21 protein-coding genes are annotated in these 20,256 nt (G+C 63.1%); 13 read left to right on the top strand and 8 right to left on the bottom strand.

What is annotated here, in order from left to right; all coding sequences use genetic code 11:
* Window positions 1-18: 18 nt before the first annotated feature.
* Window positions 19-1,515 (bottom strand): AAA family ATPase, encoded by a 1,497-nt coding sequence (locus tag EKO19_RS03505; RefSeq protein ID WP_129775006.1) that lies wholly within the window; start codon window positions 1,513-1,515, stop codon window positions 19-21.
* A 398-nt stretch (window positions 1,516-1,913) separates the two neighbouring features.
* Between EKO19_RS03505 and EKO19_RS03500 the strand changes: the two genes are divergently transcribed.
* From EKO19_RS03500 to EKO19_RS03480, 5 genes are all read left to right on the top strand, one after another.
* The gene (locus EKO19_RS03500; RefSeq protein WP_407676635.1) at window positions 1,914-3,152 is read left to right on the top strand and encodes a type III PLP-dependent enzyme; all 1,239 of its coding nucleotides are present in this window, start codon (window positions 1,914-1,916) and stop codon (window positions 3,150-3,152) included.
* 27 nt (window positions 3,153-3,179) lie between these two features.
* Window positions 3,180-3,893, top strand: coding sequence for a 2-phosphosulfolactate phosphatase (locus EKO19_RS03495; protein ID WP_129775005.1), 714 nt, complete (start codon window positions 3,180-3,182; stop codon window positions 3,891-3,893).
* A complete protein-coding gene (locus EKO19_RS03490; RefSeq protein WP_129775004.1) occupies window positions 3,890-4,231 on the top strand; it encodes a DMT family protein in 342 nt (113 codons plus the stop codon). The genes EKO19_RS03495 and EKO19_RS03490 overlap by 4 nt, the downstream gene beginning before the upstream one ends.
* The gene (locus EKO19_RS03485) at window positions 4,228-4,677 is read left to right on the top strand and encodes an HIT family protein (protein WP_129775003.1); all 450 of its coding nucleotides are present in this window, start codon (window positions 4,228-4,230) and stop codon (window positions 4,675-4,677) included. The genes EKO19_RS03490 and EKO19_RS03485 overlap by 4 nt, the downstream gene beginning before the upstream one ends.
* A 140-nt stretch (window positions 4,678-4,817) precedes the next feature.
* On the top strand, window positions 4,818-5,222 hold the full coding sequence (locus tag EKO19_RS03480; protein WP_129775002.1) for a TfoX/Sxy family protein: 405 nt from the start codon (window positions 4,818-4,820) through the stop codon (window positions 5,220-5,222).
* Between the two features lie 30 nt (window positions 5,223-5,252).
* Here EKO19_RS03480 and EKO19_RS03475 read toward each other — a convergent pair whose 3' ends face one another.
* Window positions 5,253-7,325: a thioredoxin domain-containing protein gene (locus tag EKO19_RS03475; protein ID WP_129775001.1), complete on the bottom strand. Its 2,073-nt coding sequence runs from the start codon at window positions 7,323-7,325 to the stop codon at window positions 5,253-5,255.
* 18 nt (window positions 7,326-7,343) lie between these two features.
* Here EKO19_RS03475 and EKO19_RS03470 point away from each other — a divergent pair, with 18 nt between their 5' ends.
* The 8 genes from EKO19_RS03470 to EKO19_RS03435 all read left to right on the top strand — a co-directional run bounded on the left by EKO19_RS03470 (window position 7,344) and on the right by EKO19_RS03435 (window position 13,564).
* Complete coding sequence (locus tag EKO19_RS03470; protein ID WP_129775000.1) at window positions 7,344-8,576, top strand: class I SAM-dependent rRNA methyltransferase; 1,233 nt, start codon at window positions 7,344-7,346, stop codon at window positions 8,574-8,576.
* A gap of 57 nt (window positions 8,577-8,633) precedes the next feature.
* Window positions 8,634-9,521: a prolipoprotein diacylglyceryl transferase gene (lgt, locus tag EKO19_RS03465; RefSeq protein ID WP_129774999.1), complete on the top strand. Its 888-nt coding sequence runs from the start codon at window positions 8,634-8,636 to the stop codon at window positions 9,519-9,521.
* Entirely contained in the window at window positions 9,518-10,312 is a 795-nt protein-coding gene (gene thyA / locus EKO19_RS03460) for a thymidylate synthase (protein ID WP_129774998.1), read from the top strand. Before lgt ends, thyA begins: the two co-directional genes overlap by 4 nt.
* A 117-nt stretch (window positions 10,313-10,429) precedes the next feature.
* Window positions 10,430-10,972 carry an SET domain-containing protein gene (locus EKO19_RS03455; RefSeq protein ID WP_129774997.1) on the top strand — a complete coding sequence of 181 codons (543 nt, stop codon included), beginning with the start codon at window positions 10,430-10,432 and terminating at the stop codon, window positions 10,970-10,972.
* 18 nt (window positions 10,973-10,990) lie between these two features.
* Window positions 10,991-11,524: a type 3 dihydrofolate reductase gene (gene folA / locus EKO19_RS03450; RefSeq protein WP_129774996.1), complete on the top strand. Its 534-nt coding sequence runs from the start codon at window positions 10,991-10,993 to the stop codon at window positions 11,522-11,524.
* Window positions 11,521-11,892, top strand: coding sequence for a YkgJ family cysteine cluster protein (locus EKO19_RS03445; protein WP_129774995.1), 372 nt, complete (start codon window positions 11,521-11,523; stop codon window positions 11,890-11,892). The genes folA and EKO19_RS03445 overlap by 4 nt, the downstream gene beginning before the upstream one ends.
* A gap of 6 nt (window positions 11,893-11,898) precedes the next feature.
* The gene (gene rluF / locus EKO19_RS03440; protein ID WP_129774994.1) at window positions 11,899-12,600 is read left to right on the top strand and encodes a 23S rRNA pseudouridine(2604) synthase RluF; all 702 of its coding nucleotides are present in this window, start codon (window positions 11,899-11,901) and stop codon (window positions 12,598-12,600) included.
* A gap of 70 nt (window positions 12,601-12,670) precedes the next feature.
* Window positions 12,671-13,564: a GGDEF domain-containing protein gene (locus EKO19_RS03435; protein ID WP_246038848.1), complete on the top strand. Its 894-nt coding sequence runs from the start codon at window positions 12,671-12,673 to the stop codon at window positions 13,562-13,564.
* A 14-nt stretch (window positions 13,565-13,578) separates the two neighbouring features.
* Here EKO19_RS03435 and EKO19_RS03430 read toward each other — a convergent pair whose 3' ends face one another.
* From EKO19_RS03430 to EKO19_RS03405, 6 genes are all read right to left on the bottom strand, one after another.
* On the bottom strand, window positions 13,579-15,228 hold the full coding sequence (locus EKO19_RS03430; protein ID WP_129774992.1) for a methyl-accepting chemotaxis protein: 1,650 nt from the start codon (window positions 15,226-15,228) through the stop codon (window positions 13,579-13,581).
* 156 nt (window positions 15,229-15,384) lie between these two features.
* The gene (glmS, locus tag EKO19_RS03425; protein WP_129774991.1) at window positions 15,385-17,205 is read right to left on the bottom strand and encodes a glutamine--fructose-6-phosphate transaminase (isomerizing); all 1,821 of its coding nucleotides are present in this window, start codon (window positions 17,203-17,205) and stop codon (window positions 15,385-15,387) included.
* A gap of 22 nt (window positions 17,206-17,227) precedes the next feature.
* Window positions 17,228-17,542: a hypothetical protein gene (locus EKO19_RS03420; RefSeq protein WP_217705106.1), complete on the bottom strand. Its 315-nt coding sequence runs from the start codon at window positions 17,540-17,542 to the stop codon at window positions 17,228-17,230.
* Window positions 17,543-17,613: 71 nt separating this feature from the next.
* Window positions 17,614-18,006 (bottom strand): hypothetical protein, encoded by a 393-nt coding sequence (locus EKO19_RS03415; RefSeq protein ID WP_129774990.1) that lies wholly within the window; start codon window positions 18,004-18,006, stop codon window positions 17,614-17,616.
* A 221-nt stretch (window positions 18,007-18,227) separates the two neighbouring features.
* Window positions 18,228-19,178: a glycosyl hydrolase family 8 gene (locus EKO19_RS03410; RefSeq protein ID WP_129774989.1), complete on the bottom strand. Its 951-nt coding sequence runs from the start codon at window positions 19,176-19,178 to the stop codon at window positions 18,228-18,230.
* A gap of 176 nt (window positions 19,179-19,354) precedes the next feature.
* On the bottom strand, window positions 19,355-20,200 hold the full coding sequence (locus tag EKO19_RS03405) for a PhzF family phenazine biosynthesis protein (protein WP_129774988.1): 846 nt from the start codon (window positions 20,198-20,200) through the stop codon (window positions 19,355-19,357).
* Window positions 20,201-20,256 lie beyond the last annotated feature (56 nt).

The raw sequence follows: 20,256 nt of genomic DNA, 5'->3' as shown, positions 1-20,256 counted from the left end.
CGTGTCAGCCGCTGACGACTATTCGGCCGGAACGGTGCGCTCCGCAGCCCACAATCGCAGCTCTGAAATCTTCTCCGCCATCGTCACCGAGAGCGGGCGGGTCGCGCGAATCTCCTGAAGGATGTGCTGACCGCTGGCAGGCGCACCGCTCGCGTGAGCGGCGTATACGGCCGACACGACGGCCTGCTCGATTTCCGCACCCGAGAAACCTTCGCACGCCGTGGCCAGTTGTCGCACGTGGTTGTCGGCGAGCGTGAGGCTTCGCTTCTTTGCGTGGATGCGCAGGACGTCCTCGCGGACGGCGGCGCTCGGCAGGTCGACGAAAAAGATCTCGTCGAGACGGCCCTTTCGTACCAACTCCGGCGGCAGCGACGAAATATCGTTCGCGGTCGCCACGACAAATACGCGCGTTTTCTTCTCCGCCAGCCACGTAAGGAACGTACCGAGGAGCCGCCGGGAGGTGCCGTTGTCGCTGTCGCCGAGTGAGACGCCTTTTTCGATCTCGTCGATCCACAGCACGCACGGGGACATCGTCTCCGCGGTGGTCAGCGATTCGCGCAGGTTCCGCTCCGACTCGCCGATGTATTTGTTCACGATGGCGCCAAAATCCAGGCGGAGCAGAGGCACGCCGAAGATGCCGGCGGCCGCTTTCGCCGCGACACTCTTGCCGCAGCCCTGCACACCGAGCAGCAGCACGCCTTTGGGCGCCTCGAGCTGAGGCGCGCTGCCGTCGAAAGCCGGTTTCCGCAATCGCAGCCATTCCTTCAGCCGCGACATGCCGCCGAGATCGGCGAACTGCGCGGTGTCGTACTCGTACGCGAGCACGCCGCCGCGGTTTAACAATTCATATTTCGCCTGCATCACCGCCGGCAGATCCGTCGGCAACAGCGCGCCGTCGTCGAAAATGACTTTGCGCGCCAGTCGCTCGGTGTCGCCGGTGGACAGTCCGCCGAGGTTTTCCACGAGCAGTTCCAGAGACTTGCGATCTGTCTTTACGCGCTGACCGTAAGTTCTCGACCACTCCGAAGCGACCCGCTCGACGATGCCCAGGCGCTCGTTTCGGTCGGGAAATGCCAGCGTGAGCCGCGCGCACAAGTGATCGAGCTCGCGCGGCAGCTGGATTTCGTGACTGATCAGCACCACGGTGCGAGCGACGCGGTCGTAGTCCTGACAGATGTCCTTCAGCAGTCGCACGTTCACCGGATCGGCAAGGAACGGATGGAAGTCGAGCAGGATGTACACGCCCCCCATCGCCGTCGCGCGCATTCCTTTTAACAATGCGGTCGGATCGTCATTGTGTTGCGGCGGAGTGACCAGACTTAGATCGATCCGGCGCAAACCGTCCGTGACAGTCCACTGAAACACTGGCGTGTGCACCTTGCTCGCGGGCTGAGGTGCCAGCGAGGCGAGGAGGGCGACGGCGCGCGGCTCGTCGCGCGTTTCGATGACGATCAGCGGTACGCGGCTTTTCAGCAGCGCGTCCAGCTCTCTGCGCGTGTCGGTCGTCGCGGTCATGTGGTGTACGGAAGCTAGGATTTATCGAGTTCCCTGAACGGTCAAAACGGCGCTCACGAAATGCTACGTCGATGCTGGATCGTCGGGTATGAGCCTGGTAGTCGTGGCATTTCTTGGGTTGCGTTTCGTACGTAAGAGAGCCATCGAGCTGTGCACGAGCCCGTGCGCTGGGTCGCGCGTCCGGATTTTTTTCGCCCGCGGGGATAAAAACTGTGACGCGCTTCTTGCATCGCCGGACATTTTTGATAAATTTCGCGTCGCCCTGTGTAAGAGAGCACCACGCGTAAGCTGCAGTGCCGCTCGACCAGAACTTGTGAGAGCTTCAGACGTTCAAGAAATCTGTCGCTCTTGTTGGTTGGTTAAGTGTTCGCAGCTTTTTGAGAGGTGCCCAACAGGTGTTGCCCCGCGCAGCCAAGCAATCGCTCGCCGTTTCTCCGGCCCACTCCTTCGATTCCACCACGCTGACGGAAACCGAAATCCGTGCGCTGGTCGCCCGCTTTGGTTCGCCCCTGCTGGTGGTGGACTGTGAGCAGGTGCGCCGCCAGTACCGCGCCCTCAAGGCCGCGCTGCCGGGTGTAGATCTTCACTACGCGCTCAAGCCGCTGCCGCATGCCGCGGTCGTGTCCTGCTTGCGCGACGAAGGTGCTTATTTCGACCTCGCCACCACCGGCGAAGTCGAGCTCGTGAAGCAGCAGGGGATTGCCCCGAGCCGCTGCATTCACACTCACCCGATCAAGCGTGACAGCGACATCCGTGACGCGCTCCGTTACGGCGTCACCACGTTCGTCGCGGACAACCCGGAAGAGGTCAAGAAGTTCGTGCGCTACCGCAAGCGTGCCGAGCTGCTGATCCGTGTGTCGTTCCGCAGCCCGAACGCCGTGGTCGACCTGTCGAAGAAGTTCGGCTGCGCCCCTGGCGATGTGCTGGGCATGATCGAGCAGGCGCGCCGCCTCGGCGTGCGCGTGAAGGGCTTGTCCTTCCACGTCGGCTCTCAGGCGACCGACCCGGCGAAGTACGTCGAAGCGGTCCAGGCATGCACCAACATCATGGCGGAAGCCGTGCTGGCGGGCCTGCCGTCGCTCGACGTGCTCGACATCGGCGGCGGTTTCCCGGTGTCGTACAACGACGCGGTTACGCCGATCGACGAGTTCTGCCGTCCGATCCGCGCCGCGCTCGCCAAGCTGCCGCCGCACGTCCGCGTGATTGCCGAGCCGGGCCGCTTCATCGCCGCGCCTGCCGCTATCGCCGTGTCTTCGGTGATGGGCAAGGCCAAGCGCGACGGTCGCTGGTGGTACTACCTGGACGACGGCCTGTACGGTTCGTACAGCGGCCAGATGTTCGACCATGCCAAGTACCCGGTGTCGGTGCTGCGCGAAGGTGGCGAGCTGCACGAGAGCGTGCTCTCGGGGCCGACCTGCGACTCCATCGACGTGATCGACGAATGCATCATGTTGCCGGAGCTGGAGATGGGCGACCTGGTGGTGGGCCGCATGATGGGTGCCTACACCTGGGCCAGCGCCACGGACTTCAACTTCTTCAAGCGCGCCAAGGTCGTCGTGATGAACGAGACCGCCGACGCGCGACGTGTGGTTCGCCTGCAGCGCAAGGCTGCTGGCGGTCGAGGCCGCGCCGCCTGAGCGCGGCGGCCTGAACGAGGTCGCCGCTTGCAGGTCACCGTAGTAGATCACGTCGCCGGTGCGCAGTCGGCGCAGGGCGTGGCCGTCGTCATCGATGTGTTCCGAGCGTTTTCGGTCGCCGCGTACGCGTTCTCGCGTGGCGCGGCGACCGTCATTCCCGTCGCCGAAGTCGATTACGCGCGCGAGCTCAAGCGGCAGCATCCGGACTGGCTGCTGATCGGCGAGCGCCACGCGCGCCCGTTGCCCGGATTCGACTCCGGCAATTCTCCCGCCGACCTGGAAAAGCTCGACGTTGCCGGTCGCACCATCATTCACACCACTCACGCCGGAACGCAGGGATTCACCAGCGTGCCCGCTTCGGTGGAGACGCTCACCGGCGCGCTGGTCAATGCGGGGGCCATCGTTCGCTACCTCCAGGCACTTCGGCCGGAAGTAGTGACGCTGGTTCGCATGGGTCACGAGGCGCGGGAGAACTGCGACGAAGACGATCTGTGCGCCGAGCTGTTGCGGTCTCGCTTGCTGGGCGAGCCGATGCCGGTCAGTGGCATTCGCGAGCAGCTGCGGAAAGTGTCCAGCGCCGTGAAGTTCTTCGATCCGGCGTGCGACTGGGCGCCGGAGCGCGATTTCGATCTGTGCACCCGGGTCGACGAGTTCGATTTCGTGCTACAGCGGGACACCAGCGCTTCGCCGCCCCGTCTACGCAAGATCGACGTGCCCCAAACCCCTATCAAAACGTCATGAGCCCGGTTCTCCGGACCATCCTGTTGCTGACGCTGTCGAACGTGTTCATGACGTTCGCTTGGTATGCCCATCTCAAGGAGCTGAGTCAGAAGCCCTGGATCGTGGCGGCGCTGATCAGCTGGGGCATCGCGCTGTTCGAATATCTGTTGCAGGTACCGGCGAATCGCATCGGCTACACCGTGCTGAGCCTGCCGCAGCTGAAGATCCTGCAGGAAGTGATCACGTTGACGGTGTTCGTGCCGTTCGTGATGTTGTACATGCGTCAGCCGCTCAAGCTCGATTACCTGTGGGCGGCGCTCTGCATGATGGGGGCGGTTTATTTCGTGTTTCGCAAATGAGCACCGCCATTCATCGCCTGGTCGAGAGTTGCCGCACCGGTAACGACCCGACCGTGGTTGCGCGTCTGCGCTCTGGATGGGCGGTGATGGGACAGCGGCAAGTGCTCGCGGGCTACTGTCTGTTGTTGCCCGATCCAGTCGTGCCGCATCTGAACGCACTGAAACCGGCCGACCGCGATTTGTTCCTTGCCGAGCTCGGCTTGCTGGGCGACGCCGTACTGGCCGCGACCGGCGCGCTGCGAATCAACTATGCGATCTTCGGCAACGTCGAGCCCGCTCTACATGCTCACGTGCATCCGCGCTTCGTCGACGAGCCAGAGGCCATGCGCACCGCCAATCCTTGGGGTTATGACTGGCAGCAAGCGCCGGCATTCGACGGCCGGGCGCACGCGCCGTTGCGTGACTTAATTCGCCAGCACCTGGGACGCCTCGGCGCGGCCGTATAACTTTTTCTGCCGCCCCGGCGTTTTTTTGGCGGACTGGCGCACAGTGTCGCCAGTTAGTGACGATCGCGGGTTTACAGTAGAGGTTCGCGATGTAAACTCTGCGCTGCTTGGAAGCAATCAGGAAGAGTGAGTAGCTCGATATGCGGGTCAAGTCGAGCCTGGCCAGTTACGTCGCAGAACAACTCGCGCCGCTCGGGCGAATCTCCAGTCGTGCGATTTTCGGCGGCGTCGGTGTGTTCATCGACGACCGTCTGCTCGCCATCGTGATGGGCGAGAAGCTGTACCTGCACACCGATAAGAGCAACCTCGACGATTATGTCGCGCGGGGCATGCCGCAGTTCAAGCCGTATCCGAACGCGTTCGATCTCACCACCGATCATCACGAAGTGCCGCAGGACGTGGTCAACGACGCCGAGCTGCTGAAGATCTGGGGCGGGCGCGCGCTCAACGCGGCGATCGAGTCGGCGCGCGCCAAACAAATGGCCGGCATCGAGCGCTCCCGCCACATGAAGCAGGCGAAGAAGCGCGCCAAAGAAAAGAAATAAACTTGAATTCAGACGCGGCGCGGCCCGGCCTCAGCTCCGAGTCAGCGCCACCAGCGACGACAGCGAGCGCACCGGCGCCGAGCAAGTCATCCCACGACACACATACGCGGCGGTCTCCGGCTGAGGTTTCTTATCCGCAATCGCGGCCGGCAGTCCTGAAGCATCCGCTGCGATAGCGAATACCAATCGTCTCGGCGCGTAGACTCTTGCCAGCTCGTCGCGCCAACTCTCGGCTTCCTCGCGCTCGCCGCGCACGATGACGATCTCGGGCGGTTCCAGATGCTCTTCCAGCGCGACCAGCAGCGCCGTGTGAGCATGAGGATAGTGCTGCAAGGCGGGCCAGGCCGCGCGCAACGTTCTCGCCGCCGCGTCCAGAAATCGGGTTTCGCCCAGCAACAGACCCAGACGCGTGAGCGCCTGGGCCGCGACGGCGTTGCCTGCCGGCAGCGCTTCGTCGCTGAACGAACGGGAGCGATGCATGAGCTGCTCGTGATCGTCCGCCGTGAAAAAGAAACCACCGGACTGGCGATCCTCGAAATGGACCAGCAGCGCTTCGGCCAGCCCGGTCGCGAACTTCAGATCCTCGCTGCGCCACCGGGTTTGCAGCAGTTCCAGCACACCGTCGAGCAGGAATGCGTAGTCGTCGAGATAAGCGGCGAAGCGCGCACGGCCGTCCTTGAATGTCGCGAGCAGCCGGCCATCGCGCCAGCATTGCTGGCGAATGAAATCGACCGCGCCGGCCGCGGCGTCGGCCAGATCGGGGCGGCGTAATGCACGAGCCGCGACCGCAAGGCCGCTGATCGCGAGACCGTTCCATGAGGTGAGCACTTTGTCATCGCGCCCCGGCCAGACGCGGCGATTGCGCACTTCGAGCAGAACGCGGCGCGCGTGCTCGAGGCGTCGAGTGACTTCCGCCGGCTCGAGGCCCAGCTCGGCGCCGATATCGTCTTCCGACCGAAATACGTGCAGATGCCAGTCCTGGTCTTCGAAGTTCGCCGGGCGGTCGAGACCGAAGTGGCGTGCGAACACCGCGTAGTCGTCCGCGTCGAGCAGTTGCGCCACTTCCTTCGGCTGCCACACGTAGAACTTGCCTTCATGACCCTCCGAGTCGGCGTCGAGCGCCGCCCGGAAACCGCCTTCGGGCGCTTGCATGTCACGAATCATCCAGTCGGCGGTTTCGCTGGCGATCCGGCTGAACAGCGGCTCACCGGTGGCCAACGCGGCGTGCGCATAGACGCGCAGCAGCTGCCCGTTGTCATAAAGCATTTTTTCGAAATGCGGGATCATCCAGTAGGCATCGACGCTGTAGCGCGCGAAGCCGCCGCCGAGATGATCGTAGATGCCGCCGTCGGCCATGCGCTTGAGGGTCAGCGTGGCCATGTAGAGCGAGTGCAGATCCGGCTCTTCGGCGCCGGCGGTGGCGCGCCACTGGCGCAACAGGAACTCGATATTGGTCGGATGGGGAAATTTCGGTGCGCCCCCGAAGCCGCCAAATTCAGGATCGAAGGCGCCGGCGAGCTGCTGGCGTGCGGCTTGGGCCGGCGCCAACGTCAACGCCGTGTCGTCCGATGCGGGCGGCGAGTGCAGTTGATCGAACGCTTGCTGTAACGCTTCGCTCTGCTGGGCAATGTCGTCGCCGCGCTCGCGATAGAACTGCGCCACGCGTCGTAACAAGTCGGTGAAGGCGGGCAGGCCGTGGCGCGCTTGCTTGGGAAAGTAAGTGCCGCCGAAGAAGGGACGCTGGTCCTTGGGGGACAGAAACATCGTCAGCGGCCAGCCGCCGCCGCGCTGGGTCAGCATCTGTTGCGCGATCTGGTAGATGCGGTCCAGGTCGGGCCGCTCCTCGCGATCGACCTTGATGTTCACGAACAGCTGGTTCATCAGCGCCGCGCTGGCCGGATCCTCGAAGGATTCGTGCGCCATGACGTGGCACCAATGACAGGCGGAATAGCCGATCGACAGTAGAATCGGCTTGTTCTCGCGCCGGGCGAGCGCCAGAGCCTGCTCGCTCCAGGGATGCCAGTCGACCGGATTGGCGGCGTGTTGCAGCAGGTAGGGGCTCGTCTCCTGAGCGAGACGGTTGCGATGTGTTGAATCGTGCATAGAATGCGCCCACTTTAAATGAACACCTCCCCCGATACACCGACCCCCACGTCCTCTACGCCCGCTGAGCTGCCGGAGTTGCGCCTGAAGCGGGGCGAGGATCGTCGTCTAGCCGCTGGCCACCTGTGGGTGTTTTCCAACGAAGTGGACACTGCGCGCACGCCGCTGACGGCTTTCAAGCCGGGCGCGCTGTGCCGGATCGTCTCCGATCGCGACAAGTTCCTGGGCTATGCCTATGTGAATCCGCATTCGCTGATCAGCGCCCGAATCCTGGGCCGCAGCCCGCAATATCCGCCCGACAAGTCGCTGCTCGTGCATCGTCTGCAGGTGGCGCAATCGCTGCGTCACTCGCTCTACGACAAGCCGTTCTACCGGCTGGTCTACGGCGAATCCGATGCGTTGCCGGGCCTGGTCCTGGATCGATTTGGCGACGTGATCGTCGGTCAGATCGCCACGGCGGGCATGGAAGCGTTGCGGCCGCAGATCGAAGCGGCGGTGAAAAAGGTCATCAACCCCACGGCGCTGGTGTGGAAGAACGACGCGGGCGTGCGCGATCTGGAGGGCCTGCCGCATTACGTCGAGACGGCATTCGGCGAGGCGCCCCAGTTCGTGGTCGTGGAAGAGGGCGGCGTGGGCTTCCAGGTGCCGCTGGGCAGCGGGCAGAAGACCGGCTGGTTCTTCGATCAGGCCGCGAATCGGCTGGCCTTGCGCAAATACGTCGGCGGCGCGCGTGTGCTCGACGTTTTCAGTTATCTCGGCGCCTGGGGTTTGGGCGCGCTCAAGGCGGGCGCGACCGAAGTCACTTGCGTGGATTCATCGGCGTCCGCGCTGGAGCAGTTGCAGGCGAGCGCCGCCGCCAACGGCCTGAAGCCCGCGGTGCTCAAGGGCGATGCGTTCGACGTGATGGAAAAGCTCCATGCCGAGGGCCGTCGTTTCGATGTGGTGGTGATCGATCCGCCGGCGTTCATCAAGCGCAAGAAAGATGTGCCCAAGGGTGAAGCGGCGTACAAGCGGCTCAATCAGCTCGCCATGCAGTTGCTGGAGAAGGACGGCATCCTGGTGTCGTGCTCCTGTTCCTATCACCTGGAGCCGGATCACCTGCTGACCGCGATCCAGCGGGGCGCGCGTCATCTCGGCCGGTTCGCGCAGGTGGTGGAAGTCGGGGGCCAGGCGCCGGATCATCCGATCCACCCTGCGATCCCGGAGACGCGCTACCTGAAGGCGTACTTCTGTCGGGTCGTGACCGATTAAAAGCACCGGGCGGGCGGAGTCGGGCCCCACCGCCGGGCATTGGTATACTCGCCGATCATGATTCCCTACCCCGCGATCGACCCGATCATCTTCTCGGTGGGCCCGCTGGCCGTGCGCTGGTATGGGCTCATGTATGTCATTGGCTTCGCGGCCGGCTGGTGGCTGGCGCGTCGGCGCGCAGCTCGCCCCGATTCGACCTGGCAACCGGCCGAAGTCGACGATCTGATCTTCTTCGCCGCCATCGGCGTGATCCTCGGCGGTCGGCTGGGCTGGATCCTGTTCTACGGCGGTGAACAGGTGATGGCCGATCCGCTCACCATCATCCGCATCTGGGAAGGTGGCATGTCGTTCCATGGCGGCTTGATCGGCGTGATCCTTGCGACGATGTTGTTCGCCCGGCAGCGGCAGCGCCGCTTTGCCGACGTGCTCGACTTTCTGGCGCCGCTGCCCGGCGTCGGCATCTTCGCCGGTCGCATCGGTAACTTCATCAATGGCGAGTTGTGGGGCAAGCCCACCGACGCGCCCTGGGGATTCATGGTCGATCCGGCGCCGCTGTATCCCGTGCAGGCTGCCGAAGCTCAGCGCCTGTGTCAGCGCTTTGGCATCGATCCTTGCGTGTTGCATGTCCATGCATCGCAGCTCTATGAGGGTCTGTTGGAAGGACTGCTGTTGTTCGTGGTCCTGTGGCTGTTCACGCGCACGCCGCGGCCGAGACTGGCGCCGACCGGTTTGTTCCTGATCGTGTACGGCGTGTGCCGTTTCGCCGTGGAGTTCGTGCGAGTGCCCGATGAGAATCGCGGTTACCTGCTGTTCAACTGGGTGACCATGGGGCAGATTCTGTCGCTGCCGATGATTGTCCTCGGCGCCATCGTGATGGTCTGGGCGTATCGCAGCCAGCAGGCGAGCGGCAACTACGGCGCCAAGCAGCTCGCGACCGCGTCATGATCCAGTACCTGCAGCTGCTCCGGCAGATCCGCGAGCACGGTCTGCGCAAGACCGATCGCACCGGCACCGGCACGCTGTCGGTTTTCGGTCATCAGGCGCGCTTCGATCTGCGCCAGGGTTTTCCCCTGGTCACGACCAAGAAGCTGCACCTGAAGTCCATCATCTATGAGTTGCTGTGGTTCCTGAGGGGCGACACCAACGTCAAATATCTGCACGAGCACGGCGTGTCGATCTGGGACGAGTGGGCCGACGAGAACGGCGAGCTCGGCCCGATCTACGGCAAGCAGTGGCGCTCGTGGCCGGCGCCGGACGGCAAGACCATCGACCAGATCAGCCGCACGCTGGATCTGATCCGTCGCAATCCCGATTCCCGTCGCATCATCGTCAACGCCTGGAACGTGGGCGAGCTGGAGCAGATGTCGCTGACTCCGTGTCACGCGTTGTTTCAGTTCTGGGTGGGCGACGGTAAGCTGTCGTGCCAGCTGTATCAGCGCAGCGCCGATGTGTTCCTCGGCGTGCCGTTCAATATCGCCTCGTATGCGTTGCTGACGCACATGTTCGCGCAGCAGTGCGATCTGGAGCCGGGCGAGTTCATCTGGACCGGCGGCGATTGTCATCTGTATCTGAATCATCTCGAGCAGGCCGATGAACAGCTGCGCCGTGAACCGTTGCCGTTGCCCAGGCTCGTGATCAAGCGCAAGCCGCCTTCGATCTTCGAGTACGAATACCAAGATTTTCAGATCGTCGATTACCAGGCTCATCCTTCCATCAAAGCGCCCATCGCTGTCTAAATGGCTACGAAGAACCGTCGCACTCAGTCGCGCACCCAGACTCGCTCGTCCAGCAAATCCACCCGACGGCCCAAAGGCGGCGCGACGCAAGGAGCGCGGCCGGGGTCATCCCGCGGGATGGCGAGGAGACCTGCCGCCAAGAAAAAGCCGGTGGTGCTGAACTCGCCGCTGGTCGAAGCCCGCAACTCGCCGATTCATGGTCGCGGCGTGTACGCGATCATGCCCATCAAGAAGGGCGCGCGCGTCATCGAATATCTCGGCGAGCGCATTTCTCACGGCGAGGCCGATGCCCGCTACGAGAAGAAGGGCGACGACGACGGTCACACCTTCCTGTTCATCGCCAGCAATCGCACCGTGATCGACGCCGGCGTGGACGGCAACGACGCGCGCTTCATCAATCACAGCTGCAATCCCAATTGCGAGACGGTGATCGAGAACAGCCGCGTGTTCATCGACGCCATCCGTAACATCAAGCCGGGCGAGGAGCTGGGCTACGACTATCAGCTCACTTGGGAAAGCACCGACGATCCGGCCGAGCTGGCGTTGTACGCCTGCCGCTGCGGCGCCAAGAAATGCCGCGGCACCATGCTGGACAAGGAGCCGACCGACCTGCGCGACGCGAAGGCGAAGAAAAAGGCCAAGAAAAAGGCCCGGAAGTAAACGCGCCGGGATGCCTCGATGACGTCCGATCACAAGATATTCAGCAGCCGTGTTACGGAGCTGAAGTTTTCCATCATCGTGGCGGTGGCCGAGAACGGCGTCATCGGCAGCGGCAATCAGCTGCCGTGGCGCTTGCCAGACGATCTGAAACGCTTCAAGGCGCTCAGTCTGGGCAAACCCATCGTGATGGGGCGCAAGACGTTCGATTCCATCGGTCGGCCGCTGCCGGGTCGACTGAACATCGTGATCTCGCGCCAACCCGGGCTGGAAATTCCGGGCTGCACCGTCGTGACATCGATCGATGAGGCGATTGCGGCCGCGCGGCCGGCGCCGGAGATCGTGATCGTCGGCGGCGCCGACATCTACCGACAAGTCCTGCCGCAGGTGCAGGTCATCCATCTCACGCGCGTGCATGCCAGCGTCGACGGCGATGTGGTGTTTCCTACGCTGCAGGAACAGCAGTGGCGCGAGGTCGCGAAGGAGTATCATCCGGCCGACGAGCGCCACGCCCACGCCTTTACCTTCAGCACGCTGGAGAGGGTCGCCCCATGACCAAGATGCGTTACGACTGTGCGACCTGTCCCGGCTATTGTTGCAGCCACTCGCGTATCGCGGTGAGCGAGCACGATATCGCGCGCCTGGCGAAGCATTTCGGCCTGTCGCATGCCGAGGCCAAGAAGAAGTTCACCTACAACTACAAGACCAAGGAAGTGGACGAGCAGATCCTGCGGCATCAGAAGGATCACATCTACAAAACCATCTGCCGCTTCTTCGATACGGACGAGCGCCGCTGCACCGTGTATGAAGCGCGGCCGAACGTGTGCCGCAAGTATCCGTACGGCAACCGCTGCGGTTATCACGAGTTCTTGATGTTCGAGCGCGAGCACCAGGGCGACGACGAGTTCATCCCGTCCGCCTGATGTGACATGCGGCTGAACAAGTTCATCAGCGAGACCGGGTTGTGCTCGCGGCGTGAGGCTGACGCCAGGATCGAGGCGGGGCGGGTCACCATCAACGGCGCGGTCGCGACGCTGGGTACCCAGGTCAAGGAGGGCGATGTCGTTTGTGTCGACGGCAAGCCGGTCGGCGGCGAGCAGAAGCATGTCTATCTGGCGCTGAATAAACCGGTCGGCGTCATCTGCACCACCGACCGCGAGATTCCCGGCAACATCACCGACTTCGTCAACTATCGGGAACGGATTTTTCCCATCGGCCGCCTGGACAAGGAGTCCGAAGGGCTGATCCTGCTGACCAATAACGGTGACATCGTCAACGAGATCCTGCGCGTCGAGAACGCCCACGAAAAGGAATATGTCGTGACGGTGGACCGGCCCGTTACTGAGATCTTTCTCAATGGCATGGCGAGCGGGGTGCGGATTCTCGGCACCGTCACCCGGCCCTGCAGAGTCACACGGGTCGCGCCGGCGACCTTCCGGATCGTCCTGACCCAGGGCCTGAACCGCCAGATCCGGCGCATGTGCTCGTTCTTCGGCTACAAAGTGTTGCGGCTACAACGTGTCCGGATCATCAATTTGACATTGGACGGGCTCAAAACAGGGCAATGGCGCGAGCTGAAAGACGCCGAGGTGCGCGGTCTGTTGCCCCACAAGCCTGGATTCAATTTTTAGCTCACCGCCGGTCGGCTCGCCCGGCGGGCCAGCTGGACGTTTCCTCACTGCGCACAGTATCTTGCGCGCCGTGGACCACGATTACGACGTACAAACCCGGGTCACGGGGCTCGATGAGCTGCGCGTCAGGCGGCCCGGTGAGGCGTGCCTGGTCGTCATCCATGCGCCCGTGCAGGCCGACCTGGGGCGACGTTATGTCCTCGACAAGTCCGAGACCACGGTCGGTCGCGGCCGGGACAATGACATCGTCCTGCCGAGCGACTGCGTCTCCCGCCGGCACGCCCGCCTGGAGCAGCGGGGCGGCAACCTGTTCGTCGTCGATCTGGTGTCCACCAACGGCACCTTCATCAACGACGACGCCCATACCGTCCGCGAACGTCAGCTGCAGCGGGGCGATCGCCTGAAGATCGGCGACACGATTTTCAAATACCTGTCCGGCTCGGATATCGAGCTGCAGTATCACGAGATCATCCATCGCATGGCCGTCACCGACGGCCTCACCGATCTCGCCAATCGCAAGCGGCTCGACTCGCTGCTGGAAGAAGAGATTCCCCGCGCGCGCCGGCACGGCCGCGAGCTGTCGGTGCTGATGCTCGACATCGATCATTTCAAGAGCATCAACGATACCCACGGCCACCTCACGGGCGACTCGGTGCTGCGCGGTCTCGCCGGCATTCTGCAGCGACGGTTGCGTCCCAGCGACCGGCTGGGTCGTTACGGCGGCGAAGAGTTCTGCGTGATTCTGCCGGAGACCTCGCTGCACAACGCGGCGAAGATCGGCGAGGAGTTGCGCTCGCTCGTTGAAGCGCACGCGTTCGTCGCTGAAGACAAGAGTATCCGCGTCACCATTTCGGTCGGCGCCGGTTCGTTGCAAGAAAGCATGTCGCTCGCGGATCTATACAAGAGCGCCGATGAGATGCTCTACAAGGCGAAGCGGACCGGAAGAAACAAGGTCTGTCACTGAGACGACGCATCGGCTCAGGTGCCGTAGCGCGCTTCGCTCTCGTGCTCCTCGTTGAGGCTGGCTGCAGGCGATGTCCTAGTCTGCGGGCGCTGCTGGCCGACACTCAGGGGCTGCTGCGGTATCGAGAAGTAAGAGACCGTGGCTGCCAGCCGCTCCGACTGCTCATGCAGCATCTTGCTGGCGGCGGCGATCTCTTCCGTGCCCGCGGCGTTTTGCTGAGTGATGTGATCGAGCTGCGCGACCGAGTCGTTCAGCGCCGACACGCCCGACGCCTGCTCGGAATTGGCGTTCGCGATTTCATCGACGACGCCGGCGACACGGCGAACGCTTGCGACGATCTGCTGTAACTGCTCGCCCGACATCGATACCAGCTGCGAGCCGGTGCGGACCTTCTCCACGCTGTCGCCAATGAGTTGTTTGATCTCTTTCGCGGCATCGGCGCTGCGCTGAGCGAGGCTGCGAACTTCGCTGGCAACGACCGCGAATCCGCGACCCATCTCACCCGCCCTCGCGGCTTCGACCGCGGCGTTCAATGCGAGCAGGTTGGTCTGGAAGGCGATCTCGTCGATGACGGTGATGATATCGGCGATGCGACGGCTGGAGTCGTTGATGGCCGACATCGCATCGACCGCCGATGTCACCACTTTCCCGCCGGCGGTCGCCACATCGCTGGCGCTACGCGCCAGGCCGCTCGCATTGGTGGCGCTGCTCGCGTTCGCTTTGACCGCGGCGGTCATTTCCTCGATGGCCGCTGCCGTTTCCTCCAGCGAGCTGGCCTGGCCTTGCGTTCGCTGCGAGAGCTGGTCGTTATTCTCCGCGAGCTCGGCGGCGGTCGAGCGCACTTTGCCCGCGCCGACATGCACCTCGCCGATGATCTCGCAGAGCTTGCTGTCCATGCGGCCCAGCTCGTGCAACAGCTGCGCTACTTCGTCGCGGCCGTTGATCTGGAAGTCGTGGCCGAGCTTGCCGTCGGCGACACTGCGGGCAAGCTGCACCGCCGAGCGGACCGGGCCGACGATGCCCCGGGTGATGACGATCGACAGTCCCGCCGCGAACAACAAAGAAACGACGGTCAGTCCGATCAAGGTGGTCATGACCGCGTCGCTTTGATCTGTCATGACGGCATCGACCTTGCCGGCTTCCTCATTGGCGGCGGTCACGATCTGGAGGACGAGTTCATCGACCTGATGGACGGACTGCTTGTACTTGCTCATGGCTGCATTGGCTTGCGCCGTGGATTGCAGCGATCCCGACTGAATCTCCGCCAGCGTGCTCTGGAAGCCGGTCGCGTACCCTTCCAGCTCTTTCTCGAGCTGGATCAATGGCGCACGCGTTTGGTCGCTCGCCAGTCCAAGGGCTTCGCTGCGCGCCTGCTGCGCATCCCGCAGGGCCTGCGCCCACTTGTCGCGATAGTCCTGCACCTTGGTCGCCGCTTCGATATTGATGAAGACGTCCTTTTCGAAGCGGCGCAGCTGCAAGACATCGACCCTGAGCTCGGTCGCCAGCTGCGCGAGCCGCAACTCGCCGTGCATGGTCCGATCGGCGGTCGCGACAATATTGCGCGTCCCGATCCCGCCGGCGACGGCAGCGATCACCATGAGCACGCAAACGACGCCAAAGGCGAATTGCAGGCGCGTGCGAATGGTCAGGTTCTTGAGCATCATCGATCTCCGTGGCGGGATACTCCCCGGATGAATAGATCGGCGCGTCGCGCCGAAATTGTTAGACGCTCAGTCCCGATTCCTCTTCGGCCTCATGAAGTCGCTGTGAGCGTGGCCTAAGTAGTGCGCTGCGCGCAGTCGCCAATAACATTGGTTGGTTCATTCCACCGTCACCGATTTCGCCAGATTCCGTGGCTGGTCGATATTCCGGTCCTTGGTGAGTGCCACGTGATAGGCGAGCAATTGCAGAGGAATGTTCAATAGCAGCGGGTCGAGCTCGGGCTCGGACTTGGGGACTTCGATGGTGCCGTTGACTGCGACGGGTAGGGGATCGCCGCGGTGGGTGATGGCGTAGATCTGGCCGCTGCGGGCGCGGATTTCTTCCAGGGTGGAGATGTTCTTCGGGAACAGATCGTCCCGGGGCATGATGACGACGGTGGGTGTCTGTGGGCTGATGAGAGCCAGCGGGCCGTGTTTCAGCTCGGAGGCCGGATAGGCTTCGGCGTGGATATAGCTGATCTCCTTCAGCTTCAATGCGCCTTCCATCGCGACCGGATGGCCGGCGGCGCGGCCGACGAAATAGGCGCTTTCGTGGGCCGCCAATTGCTTCGCCAACTTTGCGATGTGCGGTTCCATCGCAAGGATTTCTTCCACCTGCGATGGCAGCGCTTCCAATGCTTTGAGAAGACGGGCGCCGTGTGCGGTGGACAGGTCGCGAATGCGGCCGAGGTGAATGGCGAGCAGTGCGAAGGCGACGGCGGTGGAGGTGAAGGTCTTGGTCGATACGACCGCGATCTCCGGCCCGGCGTGCAAATAGATGCCGCGGCCGCATTCGCGGGCAATCGTGCTGCCGACGACGTTGACGATGCCGAGCACCCGGCCGCCTTTGCGTTTCACTTCCTGCACGGCCGCCAGCGTGTCGAAGGTCTCGCCGGATTGAGACACCGCGATGTACAGCGTGTCCTGCTCGATCACAGGATTGCGATAACGAAACTCGGACGCCGGCTCCGCATGCGCCGGCACGCGAGCCAATTGTTCGATCAGATGCGCGCCGAAGCAGCCGGCGATATACGCCGAGCCGCAGCCGAGAATCTTCACCCGGCGGATTTCCAGCAGCTCCCGAGCCGCCATTTCCAAGCCACCGATGTGAGTTGTCTGGAAGCGCGTATCGAGCCGGCCGCTCAGCGTGCGCCGGATCGACTCGGGCTGCTCGGCGATCTCCTTGCGCATGTAGTGCGAGTAGCCTGCCTTGTCGAAGGATTCGTCGGTGAAGGGAATCGTCGAGGGTTTCTTGGCGGTGGCGCCGCCATCGAGCGTCGATGTTTCGAAGCCGTCGGCGCGAACCACCGCCACTTCGCCATCGTCCAGATGCACGACGCTTTGCGTGTGTCGCACGAGCGCGGAGGGATCGGAGGCAACGAACATTTCGCGCTCGCCGATACCGAGCACGACCGGGCTGCCATTGCGTGCGACCACGATCGTGTCGGGCCGCTCGGCGTCGATGACGGCCAGTCCATACGTGCCGGTAATGAGTCGCAGCGCGCCCCGCACACGCCCTTCCAGGCTGTCGGCGGGCATGGCGGCGATGAGGTGCGCCAGCACTTCGGAATCAGTGTCCGATCGAAAGCTCACGCCGCTGGCTTGAAGCTTTGAGCGCAGCTGTGCGGCGTTCTCGACGATGCCGTTGTGAACGATGGCGAAGCGCTCGCTGGTATCGGTATGCGGATGCGCGTTCCGATCGCTAGGCTCGCCGTGCGTGGCCCAGCGGGTATGGGCAATGCCGGTCGTTCCTTTCAGTCGCTCCGGCAGCGCTCGTTCGAGATCGCGCACCTTGCCTTTGCTCTTGAAGACGGCGAGTTTCTCGTTGCGTGCGCAGGCGATGCCGGCCGAGTCGTAGCCGCGATATTCGAGCCGTCGCAGGCCTTCAACGAGAATCGGCGCCGCCTCGCGCTTGCCGATGTAACCGACGATGCCGCACATGAGTAGACCCGTCCGAAGCAAATCAACCGTAAATGATTCTGCGGATCTGTCGCTCGCTGAACTCCGGCGCGCGAAAGCGTCGCGCGGCCAGCTCGTCGCTGATCTGCAGATAGATGGCACGGTTCGAAAGGCCCTGGGATTGCAGGGCCAGATGGCGGCGGCGGATGAAGTCCTCGGGCACTTCGCTCATGAAGGCCAGGACTTCATTGACCAGCCGGGCCGCTTCCTGGGGCGTCAGGCGGCTGGAGCGGGCCAGATAGTCGACCAACTCGCCCATGTCGTCCTGTGCCCCCTTCGAATCCGGTGCGGAGGCGAAGTCTGCCGACTCGTGCGTCATTTCCCAACAATCCTGCCCGATTTCGGGCAAGACTAGCTTATTTTCGGGAGACGATCAGCTGCGGCAGGGGCTCAGGCGTCGTTGCGGCTCAAGTAGAGGTAGATGTAGCTGGTGACGAACAGCACGCACATGCTGCACGCGAAAATGATGCCCCAGCCGGCGGCAATGATGGCGAACACGTCCAGCGAATCCGTGGTGCCCGCGGCCTGCGCCGTCGACAGCGAGCCGAAACCCGAGGTGATGGCGAACGCGGTGACACAACTGAACATCCATTTCATCAGATAGCCGGGCAGATAGATTCGCATACTGCGGTTGTGGCGATATGCGGCCGCGCGCGTCATGCGATCGCCACGGCTGGCGTCCTTGAACAACCAGAAGGGCCACAGGTAGCGAAACAGCACCAGTGACAACGGCATGTCGTCGTAATGCGAGGCGACAGCTGCACCAGAAGAGCGCGACGTCATCGTGAGTTACCCGGGCGTCAATGGGTGAGCGACGGCAGTGTGGTCACTCATCATTACAACATCGAGGGATAGATGTCCCGCGAGCGTGGATGGTTCCCGTATGTGGGCGGGGCTTTGAAAATCCAGCATGCGGCGGCAATCCTCGCCGCACCGGAATAGCGCGCTGCCCGCGCCCGCAATGGGTTATTCGCTACTTCCGGTCCATCGTATTCGCGCCAGGGCTAATGCGTTCGATCGGAGGCGGGAGTCCAGCGCACGGTCAACACGCCGGAGCGATTGAAACGATAGCGCTGCTCCAGCCAGCCCAATCCGAACAGCGCCAAGGCATCGCTGTAATGGCTCTGATTGTCTTGTAACGAGCCGTCGGCGGCTCTCTGCCGATGCAGTTGTAGAGTGGCGGTCATTCTGGCGTTGGCCAGCATGGGTAACAGCGCCGCTGAGCCGCCGGGTGGGCCCACCGTTTCGAGCGGCGCGGCGCGCTTGGCGACGTCTTCGAGCGCTGGCTTCAATGCGTCGAGGAGTTTGTCGCGCGTCGGATCCGAGGCCGGCAACATGCCGGCCCAGAGATAGATGCGGATCGTGTCGTACTCGAATCCGTCGAGAGTCGAGCCAAGGATGACTTGCTCGGCAAACCTCTCGATTTCGGTCCACAGCGGATCCTTGGTCTGCCGCTGCAGTCCGCGGATTACGACCAGTGGCAGGTCGCGGGGGTTCAGTCGCCCGCCTTCCTGTCTCAGAATGTTTTCTGCGATGTCGGCGCCCAGGCTCGCGTAGCGTTGCTCGTTCCACAGCCGCGACGCTTCGCCGAGTGTGTACGCGATCCAAAGATTGGCATCGGTCGCGGAGTGACTGTCGAGCACGCGCCAGGCACCGTCGTGGTCGCGGCCCCAGCGCCGTGCCGGCAGTAATCTTTCGAGCTGGCTGCCGGAAAGGTTGTTATGGGTCCAGCGCAGGATGCGGTCGAATGCTTCGCGGTCGTTACCGACGAGAGCGAAGAACAGTGCGGACGACTGGCCTTCCGACGTGGTGATCTGCGCCTCGCTGCTGGCGTCGATGATCCGGCCGTCGTGACTCAGGTACAGCAGCTTGAAGCGTTGCCAGGCCGGCCATGCGTCGCACTTCACGCCGGCGCCCAATGCGCTATCGGGAAGTAACAACGAGGTGCTCAGCATGAGCGTGCGACCTTGGCCAACCAGTCGTTTTTAGTACGCGTTATTACTGATCCGACCTCTGGCATCTACATTCCCCAGGCGCTACCGAGATTCAGTCGGTCATGACCTTAGGCACAGTGCAAGCACTTGCCAATCAGGAAGTAATCGTAGATGGCGGCAGAATCGCCGCGTCGAGGTCAAAAATTCAGCGTGCCGCGGGCGATCTCCACGACTTCGCCGCTGACAAAAATGCGCCGTTCCTGGTCCACGTGCAGAAATAGTGTGGAGGGCCGTGCGACGTACTCGCCTTGTGATATTTGCAATTGGCAGGGCAGGGCCTGACCGGTGGCAACCCACCAGCCACCGAAGTTCGCGGTGGCCGAGCCGGTGGCGGGGTCTTCCAGGATGGCTGGGCCGTCCGGGAAAAAGAAACGGGACAAGGTGCGGCCGCCGACGGGTGGCGCAAAGATATAGGCCATGCTGTGGCCATCTTCGCTGCGAACCGCGCCAAACAAATCGGGCCGAGGCGTGGCGCGGCGCACTGCGGCCTCGCTGGTCAAAGGAATGATCAGCTGTTCCTTGCCTGCCTTCACCCAGAGCGGTTGCTCGCCGATGTCGCCGACCTCGAGCCCGAGCATCGCCGCCAGCTTCTCACGCGACGCTTCGCACGCGCGCCAGGTCGGCGCGTTGGCCTGCAATGTCCAGCGGTTGGCCTTTGCTTCGACCGGAATGATGCCGGCTGTCATTTCCAGACGCAGTCGATCGCCGCCTAGGCCCAGCTCCCGACAAACAAACGCGGTGCCGAGCGTGGGATGACCGGCGAATGGCATTTCGTAACTCGGCGTGAAGATACGCACGTGCGCATTGGCCGAGCTCGACGGTTGAATGAATGTCGTTTCAGATAAATTGAACTGGCGTGCCAGTGCCTGCATGGTCCCGGTGTCCAGCCCGGTGGCATCTTCGAAGACGCACAGCGGATTGCCGGTGAGCGTGCCACCGTTGAATGTGAACACGTTGACGATGCGGAAATTCAGGCTGCGCATGGCTCAAACCTCGTAGCGGATGCGCTGTTGTAAGCGCAGCGCGGCTGGACGTAAAT

The sequence above is a fragment of the Peristeroidobacter soli genome, from assembly GCF_004138485.1.
Lineage (GTDB): Bacteria > Pseudomonadota > Gammaproteobacteria > Steroidobacterales > Steroidobacteraceae > Steroidobacter > Steroidobacter soli.
This window is presented reverse-complemented; position numbering and strand designations above follow the sequence as displayed.

Coding starts and splice junctions, on each gene's coding strand:
- EKO19_RS03505 (WP_129775006.1), bottom strand. CDS start 1,515: ATGACCGCGACGACCGACACGCGCAGAGAGCTGGACGCGCTGCTGAAA.
- EKO19_RS03490 (WP_129775004.1), top strand. CDS start 3,890: ATGAGCCCGGTTCTCCGGACCATCCTGTTGCTGACGCTGTCGAACGTG.
- EKO19_RS03485 (WP_129775003.1), top strand. CDS start 4,228: ATGAGCACCGCCATTCATCGCCTGGTCGAGAGTTGCCGCACCGGTAAC.
- EKO19_RS03480 (WP_129775002.1), top strand. CDS start 4,818: ATGCGGGTCAAGTCGAGCCTGGCCAGTTACGTCGCAGAACAACTCGCG.
- EKO19_RS03475 (WP_129775001.1), bottom strand. CDS start 7,325: ATGCACGATTCAACACATCGCAACCGTCTCGCTCAGGAGACGAGCCCC.
- EKO19_RS03470 (WP_129775000.1), top strand. CDS start 7,344: ATGAACACCTCCCCCGATACACCGACCCCCACGTCCTCTACGCCCGCT.
- lgt (WP_129774999.1), top strand. CDS start 8,634: ATGATTCCCTACCCCGCGATCGACCCGATCATCTTCTCGGTGGGCCCG.
- thyA (WP_129774998.1), top strand. CDS start 9,518: ATGATCCAGTACCTGCAGCTGCTCCGGCAGATCCGCGAGCACGGTCTG.
- EKO19_RS03455 (WP_129774997.1), top strand. CDS start 10,430: ATGGCGAGGAGACCTGCCGCCAAGAAAAAGCCGGTGGTGCTGAACTCG.
- folA (WP_129774996.1), top strand. CDS start 10,991: ATGACGTCCGATCACAAGATATTCAGCAGCCGTGTTACGGAGCTGAAG.
- EKO19_RS03445 (WP_129774995.1), top strand. CDS start 11,521: ATGACCAAGATGCGTTACGACTGTGCGACCTGTCCCGGCTATTGTTGC.
- rluF (WP_129774994.1), top strand. CDS start 11,899: ATGCGGCTGAACAAGTTCATCAGCGAGACCGGGTTGTGCTCGCGGCGT.
- EKO19_RS03430 (WP_129774992.1), bottom strand. CDS start 15,228: ATGATGCTCAAGAACCTGACCATTCGCACGCGCCTGCAATTCGCCTTT.
- glmS (WP_129774991.1), bottom strand. CDS start 17,205: ATGTGCGGCATCGTCGGTTACATCGGCAAGCGCGAGGCGGCGCCGATT.
- EKO19_RS03420 (WP_217705106.1), bottom strand. CDS start 17,542: ATGACGCACGAGTCGGCAGACTTCGCCTCCGCACCGGATTCGAAGGGG.
- EKO19_RS03415 (WP_129774990.1), bottom strand. CDS start 18,006: ATGACGTCGCGCTCTTCTGGTGCAGCTGTCGCCTCGCATTACGACGAC.
- EKO19_RS03410 (WP_129774989.1), bottom strand. CDS start 19,178: ATGCTGAGCACCTCGTTGTTACTTCCCGATAGCGCATTGGGCGCCGGC.
- EKO19_RS03405 (WP_129774988.1), bottom strand. CDS start 20,200: ATGCGCAGCCTGAATTTCCGCATCGTCAACGTGTTCACATTCAACGGT.